Source organism: Acinetobacter sp. ANC 4910 (assembly GCF_004331035.1).
In the GTDB taxonomy this organism is placed as follows: Bacteria; Pseudomonadota; Gammaproteobacteria; order Pseudomonadales; family Moraxellaceae; genus Acinetobacter.
This window is the reverse complement of record NZ_SJNT01000001.1, coordinates 245,674-270,196: the sequence shown is the minus strand read 5'-3', so window position 1 is coordinate 270,196 and position 24,523 is coordinate 245,674. Positions and strand designations below refer to the sequence as shown.

Below are 24,523 nucleotides of genomic sequence, written 5' to 3'. Positions count from 1 at the left end.
TTGTGATTTGGTTTGATCCTTAAATTTATTGGTATGCTAAATTAGGCAGACTTCATAGAAGTCTTATAACTTAAATTTGGATAGTTTTGAAATATTTAGCTTTTGGATGTTTATTTAAAAAGTAGAATAGACTATTTGTTAAAAACACGTTTGAATTTTTTATATTAACCCATATTTATCATTTTATAATTAGTAGTTTATAGGGGGGCTGTGGCTTTTTTTACAAAGGATTTTATATCAAACTATTCGGACAAAACGAGAAAATATTCTTTTGAGTCTTATAATGATCTTTTAAATGAATCGGTAAAGAAAAAAAACTCATTAAGCAATTATGATGTTTTTCTTTCACATTCTGTCAAAGATGCTCAAATTGTCTTAGGTGTCAAAAACTGGTTAGAAGAAAATGGAATGAAAGTGTATGTTGACTGGATTGATGATAAACAATTAGACAGATCTAAAGTTACAAGTAAAACAGCTGAGATTTTACGTACTAGAATGCGGCAATCATCATCTTTAATTTATATAGCAACAGATAATTCATCTCAATCAAAATGGATGCCTTGGGAATTGGGATACTTTGATGGTTATAGCTTCGGAAAAGTAGCCATTCTACCTATTTTAATTTATGAAAATCAAAGTTTTAGTTGTCAAGAGTATCTTGGTTTATATCCATTGGTTCAAAACTTTGAAAATTTAGATAGAAAATATCATGGTTTAAATAAAGGCTATATTTACTCCAATAATAAAATTGTATTTTTAAGTGATTTCATTAAGCAGAGTCCTAATCAATGGTAATAACTAAAGCAGCTTTAATTAAAAATTTAGTCAAGGAATTACAAGCAGATAATTTAGCAATTTTTGCGGGTGCAGGTTTATCTAAACCAGCAGGATTTGTAGATTGGAAGAATTTGCTTAGAGAAGTTGCTGAAGAACTTGATCTTGATATTGATAAAGAAGAATCAGATTTAGTTGCTTTGGCTCAGTATCATGTTAACTCGAAGCGAAATAGGACAAAAATTAATCAATTAATCATTGAAGAGTTTTCGAAGAATATTGAAGTAACAGAAAATCATAGGATTTTAGCAAGACTTCCAATTAATACATTTTGGACTACCAACTATGATAATTTAATCGAAAAGGCGCTAGATAATGCAAAAAAAGTGGTTGATGTTAAACATGATCCTGAGCAGTTATTAACATCGCCTAAAAGACGAGATGCTGTTGTGTATAAGATGCATGGGGATTATCAACATCCAAAAGATGCAGTTATTATCAAAGATGACTATGAGCGTTATGCTTTAAAACGTAATGAGTTTTATATAGCTCTAAGAGGTGATCTGCTCACTAAGAAATTTTTATTTTTAGGATTTAGTTTTGCGGATCCTAATATCGATTATATCTTAGGAAGAATTCGCGCTTCTTATACTGAGAATCATCAAACGCATTATTGTATTTTAAGAAGAGTACAGAAATTTTCAGGAGAAGATCTTGCTGACTTTGAATATAGGGAAAAAAAGCAAAAGTATTTTATTGAGGATTTACAACGTGTTGGAGTTGAAACCTTATTGGTTAAGGATTATTCAGAAATTACTGAAATTTTAAAAGAAGTAGAATCAGCATTTAAGAAAAGAACAATTTTTATTTCTGGTGCAGCCCATGACTTTTCACCTTATTCTAAAGAAGAGGTTGAGAAGTTTATTTTTGAACTATCTAAAGAAATTATAAAATTAGATTTTAGAATTGTTACTGGTTTTGGGTTGGGAATTGGAAGTTCAGTGATAGCTGGTGCTATTGAAGAGTTGCTTTTAAGCGGAAAGCGAATTACTGAAGATGAATTAATACTAAGACCATTCCCTCAGACTACCTCAGGTGAAAAAAATTTATTAGAGCTATGGAGTGCTTATCGAAATGATATGATCTCTTTTGCTGGAATATCATTATTTATTTTCGGAAATAAACTTGATCAGAAAACAGGTGGAGTTATTGATTCTAATGGAATGATTGATGAGTTTGAAATTTCTAAAGCAAATAATTGTGTGCTACTTCCTATAGGTGCGACAGGTAGTATGTCGAAAAAGTTAGCAGAAAAAGTTATAGAAGATAAGCTTCAGCCAACTATTTCATTAGAGAGTATTACTAATGAAATAGCTGATCTAGAAGTTTTAAAGAAAAATATCTTAGATATTTTAAAATCACTTAAAAAGTAGTATTTAAAATCACTTAAAAAGTAGTATTTAAAATACTAAATCGTCGGATAACATTTTACTGATATCAAAATCTTCAATAATTTCACGTTTTCTAGTGGCATTATCTAGATAGATGGAAGGATTTTTAATAAAATCCTTCCATTTTACTGATTCAATATATGAGTGATCTCCAGTATATACAGGGGAACTACTATGTTGATCACAGTCCGATTCAACCTTTTTTTTGTGGTTGAAAGTATTTTTCTTCAATATTGGAAACAAGAAATTGGTTTTTAAAGTTCTGCATTTACAATAATTACATGTATTATCTTCAATATAGTAATCATATTTCCCATTTTGATTTGGTAGTACTACCATTAACATCCCATTAGGCCGACTTACTCGATCTCCAATTTTTTTATTTCTCAAGGAATATGCAACCTCCCAGGGGATCCATTGCTCTTGTTCACTTTCGTAAATATTCTTCATATTGGGTGATATGAATACAACAGTAAGGCTGCTATCGAAAATTTTCTTTTTTAATTTGGTTTCGATTGTGCTATCAGCAAAGTCACTTAGATCTTCACCGTCATTTTCACCTTTATAAATTTCATCATTCTCATTAAGAATCTCTTGTAATTTGGTTACATAATCTCGTGATTTGGTTGTTTCCCAGATGTTATCCGTAAGGGATAAGACATTAGTATCTGCATATTTATATGAAACAAAAATTTTTCTACTCATGAATTTTCCAATATTCTAATTTTAAAAAGTATATTTTGAAAAAAAGAGCCTAATATTTAGGCTCTATTTCATCGAGCTTATAATTGTGGTTGATGTAACAATCTCGAAATATGTGTCAAAAATCTCACATCAACTGTCATTCAGCGCTTTGGCCGTCATGCGACACATTGTTTGTCATTTCTAGATTATGAACTTCAATAACTTAGAAAGCCTTGCGACACATGATGACAAAGGTCAGCGACGCAACCTATGTCATTTTTTTGATAAAACGACACAACCTATGTCATTTTTTGAAATGATGAAACTCTCTACGAAGTAAATCTCAGATTAAGCAGGAAATGATAAAATATAATTTCTTTACTTTTTCTAAATCTTTTTTCTTTAGCAATCCATAACTGGTCGTTATCTTCGAGAACATTAATTTCATGAATTTGTGGTTTAGAAAAAGAAACATATTCTTTCCTATTTATTAATGCCTTGTATCCATCAGAGAGCGATTCAAAGCTAGGTACATCACAATAAGCCATAATAAATATCGGGCTTAAAGCTTCGTTGTCGTATCCTGCAATTTTATCTAAATGCTCTTCTATCACTGTTGTATCAACTGAAAACAAGCGAAAGGCCTCAAAAAGGCTAATTCTAGTATTGTCAGAACCTGTTATATATCCATCAATTTCCCCTGGACTTTTGGCGGAAGAAGATTCACCTCCACGTTTCTGATCTCGAAAACCAATATGAGCTTCAGACATACGTTTATCAAATAAAGAAGTAAACCAATCATTTATTAAATCTTCTTTTGTAATCCTATAGTTAGTTTTTTGTGATGAAGAAATACTATGAATGTTTAAATTCTTCTTTCTAAGTAATAGCTCAAGGCTAATATCTTGGATAATATTTTTCAAAAATTCATGAGGTTCTGTGTGACTGGAAATGATAGAAACGTAGGTATTGAAATTAGATGAAATTATTTGGCTATAATGGTTCGAAAGTTGAGCTGGTGTTCTTTCTTTTGATTCCATAAGAGCAATCATGAGTTGTGATTTTGCTTCCGTTGTTTGTGCATGGAACAGCTCCATTGTTAATTCGTCAAGATTGAGCTCATGAATTTTTAAGTTGTTTAGTAAACTGTATTTATTAATTATTTCTTGAGCGATTAATGCTCTATCTCTTTTAATTAAAGATTTACAGTATAAGTATAGAATTTCTTGAATATATTGATGATTTGGACTGAGTTTTGACCAAAAAATATCAATATCGGTATCATTATTTAAAAGTGTATAAGACTCTAAAATTTTAATAACCCAATTAATACTCAACTCAGCAGGATGGGTGTTACTTTGCTCTGTTAAGCAAACTTTTAAAATATGATCTAGATTTTCAGATTTTCCTGTTTTTTTAGATAAAGATATATTGCTATCTAATAGCAGAAGTAAATGATGAGAACTCTGAGTTTCTTTGTATAGAGCTTCAATGATATCTTTAGATTGTTGTGGATTACTATCAACATAGCTGGCGGCAATCAGATATCTTCTAAATTGCTCACATTCTTTCTTATGAGCTCTATTTATTTCGGATCTATGATTATTTTCTATAGAAGGAATTTCAATTAGATAAACATGCTTCTGAAATTCTTCTGGATCACTGTTTGATTTTTCCAGTAAATTCAATAATTCCCACTTATAATTATAGCTTGACCATTTTGTCTTAATTTCGATTGCGAATTTATGCTTCGGATTATTAAACCGTGGCTGAGACAAAATTGAATTAACTTCGTTTAAAATTTTTTCTCTAATATCTTTATCAGATGGTCGCCATGCTGATACAAAAGCCTCTTCTAATTTATCTAATGAAAGGTTCTCATTAGTGGTTAATCGGTTCGCTATTTCTTCCTGATATAAGCGATTTCTTGAGATTATGATATTGTTCTCAATTAGTATATATAATTGATCTAAAGGAATTATTTTTAATGTGTCTTCAAAGAAGTCATCAAGTTTGTTATCGTCAACAATGTTAAGATAAATGCAAAATTGAGTCCAAATATCAAATGCATATTCTCCAGAATGGTATTTTTTATCCATTATAGGGAGGAAATCCTCATCATTTGTAAAACCCATTAAATTGATAATTTTTATAATTATTTTTTGAGCCATATCAGACTCTAGGTTTTGGTTAATTTTTATTAGTACTTGTATGTATTGTCTAATATTTCTAGCAATATCAAAATATTCATTTTTATTTGAATATTTTAGTAAATCTATCCAATTTTTGTATCCTTTTGAAATATCTAAGATAAACTGTAAATTATCATTGGAAACAAGTTTCCCCCAATTTAAATCGGATAAAAATTTAGATGGATGAATACTTTGATAAGGATTTTTTAAAGCATATTCAAAATTTAACTTGTAGTAATTTAAAAGTTTATCCGATATTTTTTTATAATTTTCAGTAGGTTGATTCTCTATTAGCCAAAAACCTAAAAGATACCAATAATTTTTGAAGATTAAGCTATCCCCATCCTCTTTTAAAGATATAAAGTTTTCAAATAGTGTACTAAGTTCTAAAATTTTTTTGTTATTTAATTGAGATAAAAATATTTTTAGAGTTTTATATTCATCTTGGTCAGTATAGTTTTTATTGTTTAAATGACATCTTTCTCCAAGAAAACCAATTATTATTAAGAGATGGTTTTCAGTACATTCATTTGGAAGACTTGAAAAATATTCATTACAAATTAATTTTTGATAGCCACTACTAAAATAATTATTATAAGAGTCAGCACTCTGATTGAAATTGTTTTTAAAATAATAATTTTGGATTAAATAATAGAAACCTATGTCACAAAATTCAGAGTGAGATATTAACCAAATTAAATAAATAGTGGGACTATATCTGGGTATTGAGACAAGTAGAATTGCTTTCAGAATAGGGCGGGTCTTCGCAATTAAAAATAAATCATCAATAATTTGATAAGAATGTAAACTTCGACCACTGATCGTTATATTATCTTCTATAATTCCCCAAATTAAGCTTGTATAAAGATATTCAGGTTCTCTCCAGTGACGAGTAACATTCATATCACGTACAAATTGAAAATTTTCAGTAATATTGATGTCTTGAAGATTATAGTGATGGCCAAATTGGTCAATCGTAGGATTTGGTAACTTCTGATTTTCTATTGTTTGTGTACTATTTTCAGAATTACCATCTATTTTTATATGCGTTGTATTTCGTACTGGAGATATAATCGAGTAAAAATAATCTTTATTTATTGATTGTTTCTGGAGAACTTTTATCGGATGGGCTAAAGCAAGATCATCTTTAATATACTTAACCATTTCATCACAAAATTCAGAATAGAGATCATCACCTAAAATATCTTTATTGGGTATGCATGCTCGATCTCCATTTGAACTAATGAAAAGAAGCCACTTTTTGAGTGCCATTTCAGGTTTTACTAGATTTCTTAATTCACTCCAAAGATATGTGATAACGAGTTCATCAAAATTTTGATTTCCTGGTGTTAAATAGAAATATTCATCTTGAAGTGTAAATGTAGTAAGAATATTAGTAATATCAGTCCTTTTAAATTTTTCCCAAAAAATTAACTCGAGTTTGACCTTGCTACATTTCAATTGAGGCTGAGTGTAACCATTATGCCCCCACCTAATATCATTGAGAAGTTCAAGTGTTTGAACCAAAGGAACAATGCTTTCATCAATTTTATCTAGTTGTATAGCCTCATTAGCATGAATCTGACACCAATCAGCATAAAATGATAATAGCCCATGTTCTTCAAAAAATTCTAAGGAGATTGATACACCTTTAAATGGCTGATCTCCATTGGAATTTGGCCATTCAAGGGTTCCATTAATCACAGCTGCAACATTATTTCTGCTTAAATCAGGTGTTGATAATTCAGAATTTGCTAAAAAGTGCGAAAGCGCTTGAGCATGAATGTGATCCTGATATGTATAGGTTGTTTGTAAGCTTTTTGTGGAGTAGCCATTTAAAAGAGCTTCTAAATGTGGATAGTTATCAGAGAATTTATTCATTAGCACTTCTAATTAAATTAAGTAATTAAACTTTTATAGTTATCTAATTTTTTATTAGATAAACTAGTTTATTGATATTTAATGTATTATATCTGATAGATATTAAACTATTAGATTTTTATTGAGGATAATGTGGGTCAAAAATTAATTCAGTTTGGTTTTGATATTCATTTTGATATGTCATTGGATGAAATCATACAGGCATTGAGATTCTGCCCAATTTCTTATGACGTGGAGCAATTAGATTACCAACGTTTCTTTTTTAAAGTTGAAAATTCTTATCAAAAAAATCTAATTCTTAATTTCCTAAGCGATTTTAGATTGCGTCAAGAGTTAAACAAAAAAATTAGTCCACAACAAAAGTCCTTTGTTGATGCAATTATTTTAGCAAGTATAAGTAAATAAAATGATTTTTGAAAATGTGGAACTAATGCCATTTAACTTTAAACGAATGGCAGATGATAATTATCTCATAACAAGTGTTACGGGCGATTTTGAGTTTATTTCTCAAGATAATTTAAAAAAGATCATTGCTAAAGATGAATCATTAGATATGGATCTCTATCTCAAATTGAAATCCAAATTTTTTCTGATGAGTCAAAATGCTATTGGTTCAAAGCGAGCCCTGGCCTCAAGGTTACATGCAAAGAAATCAACAATTTTAGAAGGAACTTCACTACATATTATTGTTGTGACGATTCAATGTATGCACTCATGTTCTTACTGCCAAGTCAGTCGCCAACAAGCAGGAGATGAGTTCACTATTTCCAGAAAAGATTTACTCTTAGCCTGCGACACTATCTTTGAAAGTACATCTGATACTTTAACTGTTGAGTTCCAAGGGGGAGATCCTTTAATCAAATATGATTTAGTAAAACTTGCGATTGAGTACATTACTGAAAAAAACAAAGAGCACAATAGATCTATTCGTTTTGTAGTAACTACAACATTGCACCAGTTAACTTCTGATATGTGCTTATTTTTCAAAGAACATCAAGTGGTGTTATCAACAAGTATTGATGGTCTTGCAGACTTACATAATAAAAATAGACCAACTGCTAATCGAGATGCTTATGAAAGAACTATTACAGGCTTAGAGCTAGCACGTAAAGAATTAGGTCAAGACTCGGTTTCTGCATTAATGACGACTACACGTAAAAGCTTGGATTATCCTAATGAGATTGTAGATGCATACGTTAAATTAGGATTTAAGGATATTTTTATCCGTGGTTTGAGTGATTATGGATTTGCTAAGAAAAACTCAAAGCGACTTGCACCAACTCATGCTGAGTTCTTAGATTTTTATGAGAAAGCATTGGAACGTGTTATTCATTGGAATGATAGAGGATATGAACTAATAGAAGTTCATTCCGGAATCTTATTAAACAAAATACTTTCTCCATTTGATCAAGGTTATATTGATCTCCAGAGTCCATCAGGCGCCGGACTGGGGTGTATTGTCTATAACTATGATGGATACGTATACCCTAGTGATGAATCTCGTATGCTAAAAGAAACAGGAGATACTTCTTTACGCTTAGGTAAAATTGGTGAACCTTTATCTCAATTGTTAAGCTCTGATCTACAAAGAAATATCATTACTTCGAGTTTGAATTTTAATGATCCGAGTTGTAGTCAATGTGCTTATCTACCGTATTGTGGGCCTGATCCTATCAGTGCTTATAACGAATTCAAAACGATGACTCCACCAACACATTTAACCAGTCATTGTAGGCGTTACATGGGTTTGTTCGATTTGATATTTAACAAGTACCAAAATTCTGACAAGTTCAGGAAGTTAGCAAACCGATGGGCTTTTAGTAAGTAGATAAACGATGAGAAAAATAAAACTAGAGTCAGTTACAGAACATACACCACAAATCTTTAGGGTACTTAGTCTTAATAATTTCGATGCGGAGTGGTTGCCTAATCAATCTATTTTAGTGCCACTTAATAGTGTCCAGGAAGTTGAAATCTTTGATCGATATATTCAGGCTGGGCTAGATAATCTTTATTCAATTTATAGCTCAGACTTGCTTGAAAGGGTTGGTGCAAATAATCTCTTTATTCCAGAACAACAAGCACTAGAATCAAATGACGTGGTTGCTATTGATCCATATAAAAAGAACCTAAGCGTACTTTTGAGAGCAAGTGATACTCACCATACTTTGTTTTTAACCAACAGATGTAATAACTATTGTATCATGTGCTCTCAGCCGCCTACTAAGCATGATGATTCATGGTTAGTACAACAAGCACTAGAAATCATTGATCATCTCAGCTATGAACCAATGAATATTGGCTTAACGGGTGGTGAGCCATTACTACTTGATGAACAGTTAAGACTAATCATCGATACCATTCATAATAAATTTCCTTCAACTGAGATTGATGTATTAACGAACGGTCGCTTGTTTAGTAATCCTAAGATAGCGGAATCAGTGTTATCTAATCTTGAAACGAAAGTGAATTGGCTTGTCCCATTATATGGTCATGCAGATCTCTTACATGATTTTGTGGTGCAGCAACATTCGGCTTTTGAAGAAACATTAGAAGGTCTATATATCCTCCAGCATTACGTACAGCCGATACAATTAAGAATTGTTTTGGTTAAGCCTGTATTAGAGAACTTAATTGATCTTTTTGCCTATATACGAACCAACCTTCCATTTGTAAAAGAGGTCGCTCTGATTGGATGTGAACCTATCGGTTTTGCACTTGCCAATAAGGAACTTAGCCAAGTTGATATTAAGGATTGGTGGGATCAATTAAATGCAGCGGTAGATTTATTGCTAAGTACTAAAACTCGATTAATTTTGATGAATATTCCACTATGCTGTTTACCTCAAAGCTTATGGCAATATGCAGCAAAAAGTATCTCTGATTGGAAAAATACATATGATGATGTATGTAATAGTTGTGAAATTAAAGCTGATTGTTGTGGACTATTTAGTTGGTATAAATCTGGGTGGATGCCATCTACGTTAGCGCCAATTAAACTTGTTGATATTATGAGCACATAAATTGCATAATATATTTATTAATTAGTATCTTATTATTTTTTGGGGCGGTGGAAACTTGAGTAAATTTATAAAATCATTAGCTCTTTTTGCAGTATCTGCTCCAATCGTTCATAACAAGACAGAAGCAATGACGAATGTGACTGTTGATTCTTATGATAACTTAGAGCCTGTATCAATTCGTCCTCTCAACTATGAGTACGAAAATATGTTTGCAGCACATCGAAGCCATTCAAGTCATCGAAGCCATTCGAGTCATTACTCTGGTTCAGGTTATTCGAGTTCAAGAGCTCCAACGTATTCTGTGCCAACATATACGACACCAAGCACAGGTAGTTCCTATAGTGGAACTTCATCAGCAGCCAAAAGAAGTTCAAATATAACTGTAAAAACATATAGTAATGTTCCTACAAGGACGGATACAACAGCTAACCCATTTTATGGTAACTCTACTGATTTGATTGATGTTGGATCAAGTGAAGATCCTGTATTAGCTCGTGTGTTACAGGTGAAGCGTGTACAAATGTCTTTACTACGACTGGGATATTATTCTGGAAAAATTGATGGTGATTTGGGTAAAAACACAAGAAAAGCTATTGCAAATTATCAAGTTGATAAAGCATTAACAGTTAATGGTCGAATGACTACAGAATTATTAAATAGTCTAGGAATTCCAGCGGTCAATTTTGTTGAAGACTCTTACTAAGAATTTAGATTCAAAAATAAAAAATGTCAGAATTTCTTAAATTTCTATTCTTGAAGATAGAATGGCTAATAGGATTTAGTGGGCTAATTACTAAGTTTATCATTGGTTTTGGTATATGCCTTATACTTTGCTATTTTATTTATATTGATTATTTTCCAACAGATTTGTCGTTGGGGGATGGTCTTTTATTCTTTCTTATCACAGTTAAATTTTGTTTTGTGTATTTGTTGTTTTTAGGGTCACACTATGCTCTCGGAAATGCTTTAGTTGGTATATTAAGTGTATTGCAAAATATATGTATCACCTTGTTTTCTTTTAGAGAAAAGTTAGCTAAAAAATTATTGAATCTGTTTTTTATTAAATTAGATTTCAAAAAAAGTATTGATAAAATTGGAAAATTTTTTATCAAGTTTTTACTTTCTCTCTTTGGCTTGGTCTTTGTTTTTGTCTTTTATGGTGGGAAATCATTGAATTTAATGATAATGATTTTTTTAAGTTTATTGCTAAAAGTTTGTATAGATAAATTCATAAAGCATTTAAAAATAGAAAAATTAAATAATGAAGAATTAACTGAAAGTGAGAAAGATGATAAAAATAAAAATCTTTTAATAATATTGCTTTATATATTAATTGTACCTAGTGCTGTATATCTTTTTTACGCAGGAAAAGAGACCAATTTTTTGATTACTAATACACTAGGTTCTGTACGAGAAGATGATAAAAATAGCCTTATTTATATCAAATTAGTATTCAAAGATTTTTTTCCTGAAGCCAGAGTTGGAGAGAAGAAAGGTGAATACATAGAAATTAAAGATGCTGAAGTCTTGTTAAGAGGTGTTGGGAAAAATGCTTTAGTCCAATATATATCTAAAGCTAAAGATCAAAATGGGAATATGGTTCCTATTAAGGTGAAAGTAGAAATTCCAAATGATTCACTTTTAATTATACGAAGAACGCATAATCAAAAGTGATAATCAATTTTATAGATTCTATAATTTAAGCCATTAAACCTAATACATCAGAACGCTTAAAAAGCCTAATTTTTTTATCAGTTTTGCCAAAATAGTAAGGAATTATAAGACTTTGCGTTTGTAAATTCGTGATGTGAGAATGACGCATTCCAAGGAGTGAACTAGCTTCAGCTCCAGTTAGATATTCTTCTTTCAATTTAATGATTTCATATAGTTGACTCTTTTTAACAAGTTTCCAATAAACTAAATCTTTAATTTCTAAAAAGCCTGTTTTACACCAATATTGATTGAACCAGTTCATTCTACAACTGAGTTTTTCTGATGCATTTTGAAGCGAAACATACTCCTCACTTTCAAGCATATTTTTTAGTGCATCTAGTGAGATACGTTTGATTTTAATGGGGGTTAAAAACTCGTTATCGCGATCCAAAATTTTTAAATGGATCAAAGTCGCAACTTGACTAGGGCTAATTTTTAATATTGATGCTGCTTCATTCAATGAGTAAAAATCATAATTAGTTTTTCTCTTAAAGTTTGTTTTTTTTCTCCCTGTTTTTGTCTGGTATTCTTTAATCTGATCTATGTGTTCTTTAGTAATAAGTTGAATGGCATCTTTAGAGAAAATATTTACAGGAAGTTTATCTATATGAGGACCGCTAATAGGTTTAATACCGATACTTGTCATTTTCTCAACAAAATTTCCAGGATTGACATTTAATTTTTTTGCAAGAGTAGAGGCAATTACATATTTTTTTTGAAAATTTTCTAGTTTATGGATTGGGATTTGTAGTGGGGTGGTATTCCTTTTTTTTGCATCATCGAGCCAATGCGATTTAGCTAATTTTCTTATCGTATCCAAATTTGTATTTAGTATTTCAGCGGCTAATCTTATCTCTACTGTTAATAATCCATTTTGCCTGTTAGAAATAGAAACGGGGAGCTTTTCTATTTCTAAACTCTTTTCTCCGATTAAAAACATTTCAATATCAATGCTAGATAGAAGCTGTTTACTATGATTATTTTCCACACGCTTTAATAAATTAGAAGCTAGCAAATTGGTTAGCTTAAGGCGTCCAATTCCAAGTATAAGCCTTGATTCTTCAGGTGTTAATTGAAAATTTTTACTTTTAGTATTAGGTAAATAAGGAATACAATTTTTCTCAATATTTGAGAGATAATTCTCTTTAAACCTAACAGTCTTATTTTCTTTGTAAAATGATAATAGTTGAATTCTTGGATGGGCTAAATTAATTCTACTGTTAATCCAATTACTCATGGTGAGTATGGAATGGTGAGTATTTTCGAAATATTCGTATAATATTTTTAAGTAATCTTCATCTGAGCGCGGCTCATCCAATGCTGCAAATTTTTCTAACGCAAACCAAAAAGATGTAAATTCATGAAATAACTCATTCGAGTTTTGATTCAAAATATAGATAAACCAATGAATCAAAAAGTTTTCCGAATAGTGTATTTGTTTAGCCTCTCTTAAATCAGCAGAACAGTTTGAACAGTTTATAATAGATCCTGACTGTAAATTAATCGCATGTCCGCATCTGTAACAATTGTCTAAAAGTAAAATAGAATGAATAGGACAAGAGTAAACAGGCCTTAAAAGCCATAGTTTTCTGAAATATGATTGTTCCTTTAAGCATTGTGGGCAATATGAATAGCTTTTTGATTTAAATAAACTAAGATCAATAATCACATTTCTATAGATTCTAGGTGCTCTGCTAGTTAATTTATCTCGATCAAAAGCAAGAGCAATATAATCAGGTTTAAGACTTAAAGTCTGTAATACATGTTTAAAACGATGTTGATCCATAAAGGTGTAATTAGGAGCCAATTTAGTCAAAAAACTAAATTTTTCTTTCCCAAATAATTGATAGACTGATGTGTGACCATTTAATTCAGCAGTTCTCAGTAAGTAACTCGTAGCTGATTCGTCTGGATAAGGCGTTGCTTCAATAAGAAGTCGTATGTTTTTATTCATATTTGACCTCTTACTTGCATGGTTAATTGTGACAGAGACATTTTAAAAGGGTTAGAGTTGGGTTTAGAAATATGATCAGTTATTCCTAATTCCCAAGCCTTACTAAAATCATTATTGTTGACGATTATCCTTCCTTCATTCAATGCATTAACAATACTTTCTCTAATCAAACTAATGATATACGAGTGATAACCTCTAGTCGCAGTGTAAATTTGCATACCCATGAGTGGAGTGTCGAGAGGTGGTGAAAATGAAATATTTTGCTGCGCTATTTTACGAGCAATTTCACTTAGAAAAGCATAGATTGTGCCATGACCTTGGGTAGACTCAATGTAAAGTGGATTTAAGGTATAGATAAATGGAAATCTTCGGGCAATTTGGCTATCGACTTGTAATAATTCTGCAAATTCTGGAAGACCGACTAAGCAAAAGCTAATTCCTGTTTGATTAACAAGTGTTTTCAGCCAATTTCCTATAGTTACGTTCATTCGTGTATACGATTGTTTACGCTCAAATAAATGATGAAATTCGTCTAGGAATACGAGTTTAGTTTCACACATACCGAGTAAATAGCTCAATCTGTCAGTCAAGTAGGATGTTGTACCAGTGTTATAAGTTGGATCACCTAATTCATGTAGCATAGTGATTGCTAGTGATTTAACAGTGGCTGGAGAAGGAACCTCAACATAAAATGCTGGAATGATTGTTTTTTTATGATCCTCTTCAATTCTGATAGATTTAGGCATTTGGCTGACAATAGTTTTACACAAAGTCGTTTTCCCTAAACCACCTTTCGCAAGAAGCATGCTTCCTATTGGCTCTTTATAAGCTATGCTCCTTTTCACACAATTTTGTATTCCTTGAAATGCTGTCATAAACTCATCTGAAGTGACTACGATGTTATTAATCGAGCTAATTTGTTCAAAAACGTTATCAAATTTTTCCATTTTTCATCACCTCAATTGATCCAAAACTCAAACTATTTTTTTTGTTATCACAAGGTGCTTCAATATTTGGTTCCTCTTGAATCTCTACAATAGGTGATAAATTTTTTTCCATATTTTGAAGGATGAGAGGAAGCTCAAGTTTGATCGGCTTTAGCTTTGGCTTTTTTCTAATTAGATCTGATTGAATTTCATGTAAGAGTTTGTAGAGGCCGAATAAATCTGAAAACTTTCCTAATTTTTGTTGATCGTGTTTAGATAGTTGTTTTTTTCTTTTTTGAATCTCTATATGAATTGTCCTTGATAATCCAGAAGTGTAGTCAGGGTTGGTAGAGTCTGCTTGTATGACAACATGCATATCATTGGGATCAATGATATAAACTACATTTAAGTCAAGATCATCAACGAGCACTGTGACTTTTTTAGAGCCTTTTGCTTGTAAAGTAGTTAAGGCGTGAGAAAAATAACTTAATCCATCAACTTGAACTTGCCCATGATGAATTGTACGTTCGATGGGTTTTCGACATAAAATTTTTGCATCAACTTCAGAAATATGACTGGGCTTGATATCTCTAATAGCATCTTGCCACATGACAAATGGTGAGCGACCAGTCACGCTATGAATTGAGCGGTGATAGACATCGCTGATCCACATATCGATATATTTTCTTAGCTGTTCTATTGTAAATTGAACATTTTTTGTAGAGTTGTAGCTTCCTCTATCGGATGGATTTGAAAAGGTTGTTCCTGATAATTTTTGAATAATACCGTGCGTAAGGGTGCTAAAAAACCTTTCAATATGTGGTTTATTATTTGGTGTACCAATTTGAGAAGGTGTTAAAGTAATTTTTAACTGATCACAGACTCTCGCAAGCGAATTATTCTTAAATTCGACTCCGTTATCTGGAATAATAATGCTAGGAATACCTCCTGGTAAGTCTTGATTTGGTCGAGTAATCATATCTTTTATGACGGCTAGAGTCGTTGTTGTACTTGGCGGATACATGCTGATATACCTGCCTACGATTGCGCGAGTGTGGACATCAATTGCACATGCTAAAAAAGGACGACCAAGAGCGACGTTTGTTTTCGGATCGATCACGATGACATCGAGATAGTGGGTGTCAATTTCGACCATATATAAAGCAAAAGGGCTGATAATACTTCTACCTGACGCTTGAAATGATTTTTTGGCTACACGACTTCCTTTTTTAGATTTTAAAATCAGGTATGGATCAAGCTTTTTAATATGCCTTTGTATGCATCTGAGGCTAGGTAAATGATTTAGAGCAATTCCTTGTTCTACTAATTTGCCAAGCATACAGGCACGAACATCATTGCTCGTTCGAAATTCTGGTTTTAGATAAACCTCTTCAATGGTCTGATTGAGAATTTGATAAATTTCAGCTGAAAAACGTAATGAATGATTTCCCTTGCGCTCATTTTTTAAGAAGAGTTTATTGTAAGAATAATTTTTATATTTAAAAATCCATCTTGCCACTGTTCTAGGTGAAGGAGGGGACTTATCATCTATCAAAGTCGCAATTTCTTGAATTAATGGTGAGAGTTGGTCAAGGCTTGTAGGGTATTCTAACTGCTGAAGTGCAGATAAAACATAACGTTCTTTTCGATGGATATCCTGACTACATTGAGGATTTAGAACAAGCTTCTCAGGTGCAAAACTACAAATGATTTCACCAGATTTATAGCGACTCTCAAATTCATTTAGATTCAAGGTACATATTTTGCCTCCCACTGTTGCAGCATAACGAATTGTGTTTAATGCAATTGATGCTATTTCAAAAATATAATCTGGATGCTCGGCAAAATAAAAGCGATACCCTGGTTGAGGGAGAAAAAGCGGATTTTCCATATTAAAAAATTCCTTGATGATTATATTTAGGCGAAAATTCTTTGAATTTATTGTGGAAAAATAGGTAATCGCCTAGTTCTTGTTTGAATCCAATCATTTCAAGCTCTTTGTAGATTTGAATCGGACTTTCAGGTCGCTTTTTTTTTAAATGGTCTAAAGCGTATTCAATTTCAAATTTACTCCAATCAAAACGATGCCCTCTTTGATACCAGTAAAGAAGTTGTTGAAGTTCTTTCTCTTTAGGAAGTTCCGTTTGATCAATAAGTTTGAATGTAATGCCAACTGAGCTAAGTAATGATGCTAGGCGATCGAAACGGACATATTCATCTAAGGCTAATGATGCAACTGATGGTTTTACCTCATGTACTTCATAGCAGCCGTCAATCGTTTGAATTAGAAAATCTGGATAGCAATATTGCTCATGTGACAGTTTGATTTTTAAAGCTTGGGATCTGTAGTTGATTACAGAGGGATTTCGCTCAAGACAAACAGCATGGGCTAGTTCAAGACGACTTTCTGTAGGAATAGCGCCACCGCATTTTTTGCTTGGAAATAGGGCGGTTCTACGACCATAACAACCTTGAAAAATTTTACGTTGTCCGTGAATGGTTGCTGCAATATTTGGCTCAGTTGAAAAAGCCATTTTTATTTGTTCAAAAATATAATGGTCAGATTTTGTCTGCTCATGGTTCAAGTTAAGGAACATAAATGTATATCCAGTATTTCTGAACACCCTAAATTTAGGGTGAGTGAAATTTCTTGTTGCTTAAAATTTAGCAACAAGGCTTGACTGGTGGCCTAATACAGAAGATACTTTGAATGCTAGGTCTTTATATCTTTATATAGAGCCACCAACGGATCCTTTTAGGGTCCGTTTTTTATTGCAATCATATAATTTTCATAGTGTCTCCTTATGATTTAAATCTTTAAGCCACTTTGCTACATCGCTTGTGTAGGCAAATTTTCCTTTACGATTCTCTATTGAGAAAATAGGTATTGATATTTGATTTCTAGCAAGTGCTTGCCTAAATGAAGCAGTTGATCTATAGCCCATTAATTTTGCTAAATCGTAACCTCCTATCAATTCTCCATATCTTTCTTTTAATTCAATAACTTTTTCATCGCTGTGATTTTCAGTTTGCATATTGATAATTCTTAGTAGCGCACTGTCACTATATTAGTTCGTAAAATATGTGTTACAACACTGCATGAAATAACTTAATTTCTTGCAGTGTTGACAGAGATAATAATGATTGAACCCAAAAAAAGAGGTCGAAAGCCTAGGCATCCAATTGAAAGTTTGAAGACAATAGTTTGGGTTGAATACATCAAGCAATCGGCAAGTGTTTCAGCATACTCAGTCGAGCTAATTCTGCGAGACAAGCCCATTGAGCCATTAGAAAAATTGTATCGTTGGGACAAATACCAGAATGGACTTCATTCACCCAAACCTGAATATGTAGATTTTGTAAATCAAAAATTCTCTGGATCTAAGGATATATATGATCATGTTCTTTGGGATGTTCTAGTTCAAGATGCTCTGAGCTATGAAAAAATTGATCAATATATTAGTTTAATGAAACCTGAAATTTACTTTTTATTGGTCAGAGCTGTTGAAAATTTTGGTTTAAAAAGAAGACCATTTAATGATGAGATTGTTGAAGTTCTAATCAATAGAGGTGAAGTAGACTGCTTAGTTGTTGCGATTCTGATGCTACATGAATCGACACACTTGTGTTCACCAGACTTAAGACAGTTAGCTTTAAATTTATACTTCGGGTTGACACCTAAGATCGCAGCGCATCCATTGTATTTTAAAGTTCATCCAGATCTATTTGACTTTATTGATTCTACTTTTAAACATCATGTATTTTTAGCACCGAATATAAGGCTCGATATGGTTGTTTTTTGGCGATCTTTCAGAGATAACTATTGGTCTAATGATTTAAAAGTTGCTTCTCAACATTTGGAAGAGAAGAGTAGCAGTAAAAATAGGGTTGGATCCTCAAAGACTCGTATAGAGTCTTTGGATGGTAAGTCTTACTATGATACTTAATTCATGCCTCTAATCTTTTTGATAATTTTTCTTCAGCATACATCTGTTTTAAAACGAAATTTTCCTGCTCTAACTTATCTAAACGAGTGAGAATTTGCTCACTTACGTCTAAATAGTTTGCTTTCCAGCGATAGAGAGTTGCCACACTAATTTGATATTCCTGACAAACCTGTTCGATAGTGGCACCTGCTAAATGTTTTTTAACAATGCTATTGATTTGAGTTACAGAAAATTTTTGCTTCACATTGAGTTCCTAAACTATCGTTCAATCATTATCCAAAATAAAAAAATCAATAAACATATGGGGTTAAATGAAAATATCCTATTTTGGGATATTTTTAATTGTAACTGATATTGAGCCATGCGCTCAATACACGATCCTAGGTATCAAGACCTAATTAAGAAACTTATAGAACTTCGTGAGTCCAAAAATGTGACTCAGGTTGAGCTTGCACGTCTTTTGAATAAGCCCCAATCGTATGTTTCTAAAGTTGAAATATTGGAAAGAAGACTTGATGTGATTGAGTTAATAGATTGGTTGAAAATTTTAGAAGTTGAACTAGTAAACTTTATAAATCATTAAAATCTAGCTTACTTTTCCCTAAATTTTACTAAGTCCTTATGAACAACTATAGTAGGAAAAATTTTTATTTTTATTAAAATTTCAAAGCTCAATTAAGTTTTTGTTTTTGATATTATCCTATTAACTATAAATTTAAATATTTTTAATGGATTGCAAAGAATGAGAAACTTACCTAAAGATAGCCGTAGCCAAGAAATAGGTAGATTAGCTGCGAGAGCTTTAGGTGGGAAGTTGCCGAAATCTTGGATAGAAACCCCATTAGCTGGTGATACTGATTTCGGTATTGATTACACAATTCAATTAAAATCTACTGAAGACTATGTGAATTATAGCTTTTACCTACAATTAAAAGGTACTACAGTCCCATCCTACAATACAGATAAAGAGTTTATCTCTCATGACTTTGATGTCTCTACTTTAAATAACTACTATCAACAAGAACCTTTAGTTATGGTTGCTATAGTTGACTTAAGTGAAAATGAAGATAACTTATCTGATTGCCCAATTTATTATTTTTGGTTAGAGGAAGAATGGTTTGTAGTTAATAAAGATAAGTTAGAAACACAAAAGACGATTGCTGTTAGAATTCCAACAACTAATATTTTGACTCCATCTTTAAATATTTATGATTATTATTCAAACCGAATTTCAGAAAAATTTGCAGTTGCAGAATTAAAGAAGAAAATTCAGATTCCAAATAAAACATCTCTAGAAAGTATTGAAATATTTACAAATGCAATAGTTGATAAACCCCTTATATTGAAAAGTATCGAAAAACAAAGTGAAGCGCCATGGATTGATAATCCTAAAGGGGAAGTATCAACAGATTTGAAGAATTGCTCAGATTGCTTATCAAATAATCGTATAAATGATGCGAAAGAAATCTTGAATAAGCTAGATCATAAAAAGTGTCTATTTAGTGAACATGAGTTAGCAGAATTCTATTACCAAAAAGGTAATATAATGTCTTGTGAAGGTTTTTTTGATGATGCTGAAACATACTTTGAATTAGCATATAAGAAAAACTTCAAGAATCGTTATCGTCTTGCTTACTTAGAATCTAAATTTAAACTGGATTGCATGCCTTCACATGTTGAGCTTGAAAAGCTTATTGAAGTTTTAGATGAATCTGATTTTCATGAATGTTCCCTCAAAGCTAAATCACTTTCAATTATAGGTAGATCCTCAGAAGCACTTTCAATACTTAAAAAAAGTCATCCCAATGAAATCATGATGCAAATGGTCGTTTGTACTATTGGTGAATTGTATGATGATCTCGACAAATTAATTGAACAAAATATTGTTTCTGAATTTGATGATGAAAGAAAAAAATATATTTTTAACTCATTAATAGCTAGAAGATATTTTCATAAATCTACAAATCAAGTAGGTGTTCATGGTGAAGTTCTCCCTTTCCATGGTCACCCGGAGTACGATGTTGAAGGGATGAAATTGTCTCTGACTTTTATGCAAAGAGCATGGGGTTCTGCAAGAAAATTAGGTTATCCAAGTGATGTAACGATGCTAATAGATATTAGTTGTTTAGTTTATGGATACTTTAATAAATCTTCAGAATTATGTTTTTATCTAGAAGAAATTTTGGTCGAAAGACCAAATCATGTAGAAATTATACGGCAATACATTCGTTTGTTGTTTAATTCCAAAGAATATAAAAAAACAATTGAGTGGCTTGGTAAATTAGGCACTTTTGATGTGGATGAATGTGGAATACATCTTCTTTCCTTCTATTATTCTGGGAAATCGAATCAATTTTTAGATTTAATACAGAAGTATGAAAGCACTCTATTAGGTAACGTAAGAGACAATACTGCATTAATTTTTTGTATAGGAATTGAAATCGCTGAAGCAACTTTCCAAAAAGCTTTAGTTGAAAGATATGAAAATATCATTAAATCATTGCCAAATGGAGAAGCTTTTATTTCTATCCAAAAGTTTGTTTCGCAATCAAATTTGGATAAAACTCGGGGCAATGAGTTTGTCCAAGAATTATATCAAGCTTATATGAAGTTAGGTAAACCCTTAGTTATTGCTGAACAGTTATTGAAATATTTAAACCCTCAAGATAGTTTAACTGCCCCCCAATATGTTGAACTGGCTGAACATGTATTAAGTGTTAGTGAGCTTAGTAAGAATAGAAGTTTGGATTTAGCTCAGGCTTTTTTTACTACTGAACGGTGGGAGAATGCTGAAAAATTAGCGGAAAAAAATATAGCTAAGGGTGTATCAGTTTGTAGATGGAAATTAGTGCAATCAATTTCTTTGAAAAATCAAGGTAAAGTTGGAGTTGCTTATAGCATTATTAAAGATGTTATAAAATCAGAAGATATAGATAATTCAGAAGGTGTAGGAAAGAAAGAACAAGACTTCTTTATTTCCTTATCTCTTTCTCTTGGTTTTATTGATAATGTAGTGGATTTTCTTGAAGAAAATTTAATCAATTCGACTAGTATTGAAGATAAAATTTTAATTACTAGACAACTTATAGCGGTCTATCTTAATAGACCTAAGTATGAATTAAAGCTCAAGACTGCGATTTTAAAATATGGATATTTGATAAATCAAAATAACTGTAGTCAAGAGGGTGATTATTTACATTTGTGTATGTTATATAATCCTTTTGAAAATGATGACCAAATTAGTAATTACCATGAAAGATGTAATAAATATTTTGAAAATTTTCCAGATTCTGAAGTCTTAAGAAGAGCAAATATAAATATTGAAGGTAATGGTGAAGCTTTATTAGCTTCTTTGCGAGAATTGACGGGAGTTACCCCAGAACATGAAAAATTATGGGAAAGTAACAAACAAAAATTAAGAAGTAAGGTACTTCCTATACCGTTTAGTATGCGTGGAAATTTTTTACAAAATACAAGAGATGTTTACACGACATGGATATTATCGAAATATTCTAAAGATGAAGAGCTAGAGTTTAAGATCTTACATGCTCCTCAGGAAGAAGAAGATAAATTTTTTGAATTGATTCATAGTTCAAATATTATTTTACTTGAGGAAACAACTTTATTAATTTTAAATGATTTGAACTTGTTAGATAGTTTTCTTAAAGCATTACCAAAATTTTCTATTCTAGAGTCAGTATTTAAAAAAATAAACCTTACTACTCATGAGCCAGTATCAGTTAATAGTCAGATATCTGGGGATATTTTAAAAGTAATTCAGAATAATATAGAAAAATTACAATTAATTCATGATGAAGAGAAAGAGTTTAAATATGATTGTGATTTGAATGATGAAAGTGTTTTATTATTAACTGATGACTTATATTTAACTTGGTTAGTGAAACAAAAAAATCTAGATGTTGCATTTGGTAATATTTTTAATATATTAGAGTTTCTTCACGCTAAAGATACTTTAAGTGAGCAGGAGTTTCATAAAATAATAGGTGATTTTTTTGAACTCGGAATTATTGATATAAATTTTCGATACGATTTTTTGGGAGAGTTAATTAATTATCATTTAGGGAAACCTGATGTTGATAATTATGAAGATACAGGTTTTAAATATATTTTTGATAAAATACTTGTACAAAGAAGTAACTTTAGAGATAAACAAAAGTTATTTTTAGATATGTTTAGTTGGGTTGATATAAGTGATTTATCACCTAATACTTTGATAAGTTTGATTAGAAAGTTATTAGAGGATCATCCCATGTTTGATCCTCAAAAGGTTGTAAACACTTGGTTTGTGTATTGTGGTTTGCAAAGGGAAATATTAAAAGATGCTGATACGTCAGTAAGTAAAATACATGAAGATTTATGGATGAAATATAAACAAGTTATAGAGGTTTTAAATAACACTAAGTACTCAAGCGAGATTTTATTAAGACATATTATTGGAGTAATTGGAAGTTTGGATGAAAATATTTGTGAAATAGCACTCAATAATTTAAAAGCTTCTTTTTCCCCAGATACAAATGAATATAAATATCTAGAAACTATAATTTAAGTACGAATAAGAAAAATAGAGCCATGAGGCTCTATTTTTATCAATGACAACTTATGTGTCGCTCAATGACATTTTATGTGTCGCAAATGACAACTTATCTGTCGCGTGACGTTGGCATTTACTTACCAGCTTAACGCACCACCAGTTTGGTAGTCTGTTACGCGAGTTTCAAAGAAATTCTTCTCTTTACGTAAGTCCATCATTTCAGACATCCACTGGAATGGGTTATTCACACCAGCAAACTGTTCAGGTAAGCCTAACTGACTTAAACGACGGTTACAGATAAACTTCAAATATTCTTCCATCATCGCAGCATTCATACCCAATACACCGCGTGGCATCGTGTCACGTGCATATTCGATTTCAAGCATGGTGCCTTCAAGAATCATTTGAATAATTTCTTCTTGGAATTCGGCTGTCCAAAGGTGTGGGTTTTCAATCTTGATTTGGTTAATCATATCGATACCAAAGTTCAAGTGCATTGATTCATCACGCAAAATGTATTGGAATTGCTCAGCAACACCGTTCATCTTGTTACGACGACCCATCGATAAAATTTGGCTAAAACCGCAATAGAAGAAAATTCCTTCAAGTACACAGTAGAAGGCGATCAAGTTGCGTAGCAAAATTTGGTCGTTTTCAGGTGTACCTGTTTGGAAGGTCGGGTCACTCAACGATTGAGTATACTTTAAGCCCCACGCCGCTTTACGTGCTACAGATGGAACTTCACGGTACATGTTGAAGACTTCGCCTTCGTCCATACCTAAAGATTCGATACAGTATTGATAAGCATGCGTATGAATCGCTTCTTCAAATGCTTGACGTAAAATATACTGACGGCATTCAGGGTTGGTAATGTGACGGTAAATCGCCAACACCAAGTTATTTGCAACCAATGAATCCGCAGTCGAGAAGAAACCTAAAGAACGCATCACAATGGTACGCTCATCTTCAGTTAAGCCATTTTCAGACTTCCAAAGTGCGATGTCATGGTTCATGTTGACTTCTTGAGGCATCCAGTGGTTTGCACAACCATCTAGATACTTCTGCCAAGCCCATTCATATTTGAATGGTACAAGTTGGTTCAAGTCAGCACGACAGTTAATCATGGCTTTATCGTCAACTTGTACACGTTGTGCACCCATCTCAAGTTCTTCAAGACCAGGGGCAACATCTAAAGTTTCTAGAGCGTTAGATGCTCTTGCCAACGGATCGGCTGGATCTGTTGCTCGCACTGAACGGGTTCCAGCGGATTGTGCAGTTGCCACATGCGACGATGATTGCTCTGCATTAGATACCAACGGCGCAGCAGGCGCTTTTTGCGGTTCGACGGGCGCAGACTTGTGTTCAGGTGCAGCCGGTTTTTGCGAATCATCTTCTAAATCGTCCCAACTTAGGATAGACATATCAA

19 protein-coding genes are annotated in these 24,523 nt (G+C 32.1%); 10 read left to right on the top strand and 9 right to left on the bottom strand.

The features are described from left to right. The first annotated feature begins 210 nt into the window (after positions 1–210). Together E0H82_RS01205 and E0H82_RS01200 are read left to right on the top strand one after the other, a co-directional pair. On the top strand, positions 211–795 hold the full coding sequence (locus E0H82_RS01205; protein ID WP_131262623.1) for a toll/interleukin-1 receptor domain-containing protein: 585 nt from the start codon (positions 211–213) through the stop codon (positions 793–795). Beyond that, entirely contained in the window at positions 789–2,207 is a 1,419-nt protein-coding gene (locus tag E0H82_RS01200) for an SIR2 family protein (RefSeq protein ID WP_131262622.1), read from the top strand. Before E0H82_RS01205 ends, E0H82_RS01200 begins: the two co-directional genes overlap by 7 nt. A 27-nt stretch (positions 2,208–2,234) precedes the next feature. On the opposite strand, the gene E0H82_RS01195 is transcribed toward E0H82_RS01200, so the two are convergent. Together E0H82_RS01195 and E0H82_RS01190 are read right to left on the bottom strand one after the other, a co-directional pair. Continuing rightward, entirely contained in the window at positions 2,235–2,930 is a 696-nt protein-coding gene (locus tag E0H82_RS01195) for a TIR domain-containing protein (protein WP_131262621.1), read from the bottom strand. 308 nt (positions 2,931–3,238) lie between these two features. After that, positions 3,239–6,982 carry a hypothetical protein gene (locus E0H82_RS01190; protein WP_131262620.1) on the bottom strand — a complete coding sequence of 1,248 codons (3,744 nt, stop codon included), beginning with the start codon at positions 6,980–6,982 and terminating at the stop codon, positions 3,239–3,241. 132 nt (positions 6,983–7,114) lie between these two features. Between E0H82_RS01190 and E0H82_RS01185 the strand changes: the two genes are divergently transcribed. The 5 genes from E0H82_RS01185 to E0H82_RS01165 are packed head-to-tail and all read left to right on the top strand — an operon-like array spanning position 7,115 to position 11,679. After that, positions 7,115–7,387, top strand: a complete 273-nt coding sequence (locus tag E0H82_RS01185) for a hypothetical protein (protein ID WP_131262619.1) — start codon at positions 7,115–7,117, stop codon at positions 7,385–7,387. A 1-nt stretch (position 7,388) separates the two neighbouring features. Then, positions 7,389–8,810 (top strand): His-Xaa-Ser system radical SAM maturase HxsB, encoded by a 1,422-nt coding sequence (gene hxsB / locus E0H82_RS01180; protein WP_131262618.1) that lies wholly within the window; start codon positions 7,389–7,391, stop codon positions 8,808–8,810. A 7-nt stretch (positions 8,811–8,817) separates the two neighbouring features. Further along, positions 8,818–10,005, top strand: a complete 1,188-nt coding sequence (gene hxsC / locus E0H82_RS01175) for a His-Xaa-Ser system radical SAM maturase HxsC (protein WP_131262617.1) — start codon at positions 8,818–8,820, stop codon at positions 10,003–10,005. 55 nt (positions 10,006–10,060) lie between these two features. Then, positions 10,061–10,708, top strand: coding sequence for a His-Xaa-Ser repeat protein HxsA (hxsA, locus tag E0H82_RS01170; RefSeq protein ID WP_086212682.1), 648 nt, complete (start codon positions 10,061–10,063; stop codon positions 10,706–10,708). Between the two features lie 23 nt (positions 10,709–10,731). Beyond that, positions 10,732–11,679: a hypothetical protein gene (locus tag E0H82_RS01165; RefSeq protein ID WP_131262616.1), complete on the top strand. Its 948-nt coding sequence runs from the start codon at positions 10,732–10,734 to the stop codon at positions 11,677–11,679. Positions 11,680–11,704: 25 nt separating this feature from the next. On the opposite strand, the gene E0H82_RS01160 is transcribed toward E0H82_RS01165, so the two are convergent. The 5 genes from E0H82_RS01160 to E0H82_RS01140 all read right to left on the bottom strand — a co-directional run bounded on the left by E0H82_RS01160 (position 11,705) and on the right by E0H82_RS01140 (position 17,633). Continuing rightward, positions 11,705–13,672, bottom strand: a complete 1,968-nt coding sequence (locus tag E0H82_RS01160; protein ID WP_131262615.1) for a TniQ family protein — start codon at positions 13,670–13,672, stop codon at positions 11,705–11,707. Further along, entirely contained in the window at positions 13,669–14,619 is a 951-nt protein-coding gene (locus E0H82_RS01155; protein ID WP_086212679.1) for a TniB family NTP-binding protein, read from the bottom strand. The genes E0H82_RS01160 and E0H82_RS01155 overlap by 4 nt, the downstream gene beginning before the upstream one ends. Then, positions 14,606–16,489 (bottom strand): Mu transposase C-terminal domain-containing protein, encoded by a 1,884-nt coding sequence (locus E0H82_RS01150; protein ID WP_131262614.1) that lies wholly within the window; start codon positions 16,487–16,489, stop codon positions 14,606–14,608. The genes E0H82_RS01155 and E0H82_RS01150 overlap by 14 nt, the downstream gene beginning before the upstream one ends. Before the next feature lies 1 nt (position 16,490). Beyond that, the gene (locus tag E0H82_RS01145) at positions 16,491–17,195 is read right to left on the bottom strand and encodes a hypothetical protein (RefSeq protein WP_131262613.1); all 705 of its coding nucleotides are present in this window, start codon (positions 17,193–17,195) and stop codon (positions 16,491–16,493) included. A 192-nt stretch (positions 17,196–17,387) separates the two neighbouring features. Then, positions 17,388–17,633 (bottom strand): hypothetical protein, encoded by a 246-nt coding sequence (locus E0H82_RS01140; protein ID WP_131262612.1) that lies wholly within the window; start codon positions 17,631–17,633, stop codon positions 17,388–17,390. A 105-nt stretch (positions 17,634–17,738) separates the two neighbouring features. Between E0H82_RS01140 and E0H82_RS01135 the strand changes: the two genes are divergently transcribed. Further along, positions 17,739–18,545 carry a hypothetical protein gene (locus tag E0H82_RS01135; RefSeq protein ID WP_131262611.1) on the top strand — a complete coding sequence of 269 codons (807 nt, stop codon included), beginning with the start codon at positions 17,739–17,741 and terminating at the stop codon, positions 18,543–18,545. Position 18,546: 1 nt separating this feature from the next. Here E0H82_RS01135 and E0H82_RS01130 read toward each other — a convergent pair whose 3' ends face one another. Then, positions 18,547–18,789 (bottom strand): transposase, encoded by a 243-nt coding sequence (locus E0H82_RS01130; protein ID WP_131262610.1) that lies wholly within the window; start codon positions 18,787–18,789, stop codon positions 18,547–18,549. Between the two features lie 117 nt (positions 18,790–18,906). On the opposite strand from E0H82_RS01130, the gene E0H82_RS01125 reads away from it, so the two are divergent. Together E0H82_RS01125 and E0H82_RS01120 are read left to right on the top strand one after the other, a co-directional pair. Next, positions 18,907–19,128 carry a helix-turn-helix domain-containing protein gene (locus E0H82_RS01125; protein WP_131262609.1) on the top strand — a complete coding sequence of 74 codons (222 nt, stop codon included), beginning with the start codon at positions 18,907–18,909 and terminating at the stop codon, positions 19,126–19,128. A 159-nt stretch (positions 19,129–19,287) separates the two neighbouring features. Then, the gene (locus tag E0H82_RS01120) at positions 19,288–23,112 is read left to right on the top strand and encodes a DUF4365 domain-containing protein (protein ID WP_131262608.1); all 3,825 of its coding nucleotides are present in this window, start codon (positions 19,288–19,290) and stop codon (positions 23,110–23,112) included. Between the two features lie 122 nt (positions 23,113–23,234). On the opposite strand, the gene E0H82_RS01115 is transcribed toward E0H82_RS01120, so the two are convergent. Next, positions 23,235–24,518 (bottom strand): ribonucleotide-diphosphate reductase subunit beta, encoded by a 1,284-nt coding sequence (locus E0H82_RS01115; protein WP_131262607.1) that lies wholly within the window; start codon positions 24,516–24,518, stop codon positions 23,235–23,237. Between the last annotated feature and the right edge of the window lie 5 nt (positions 24,519–24,523).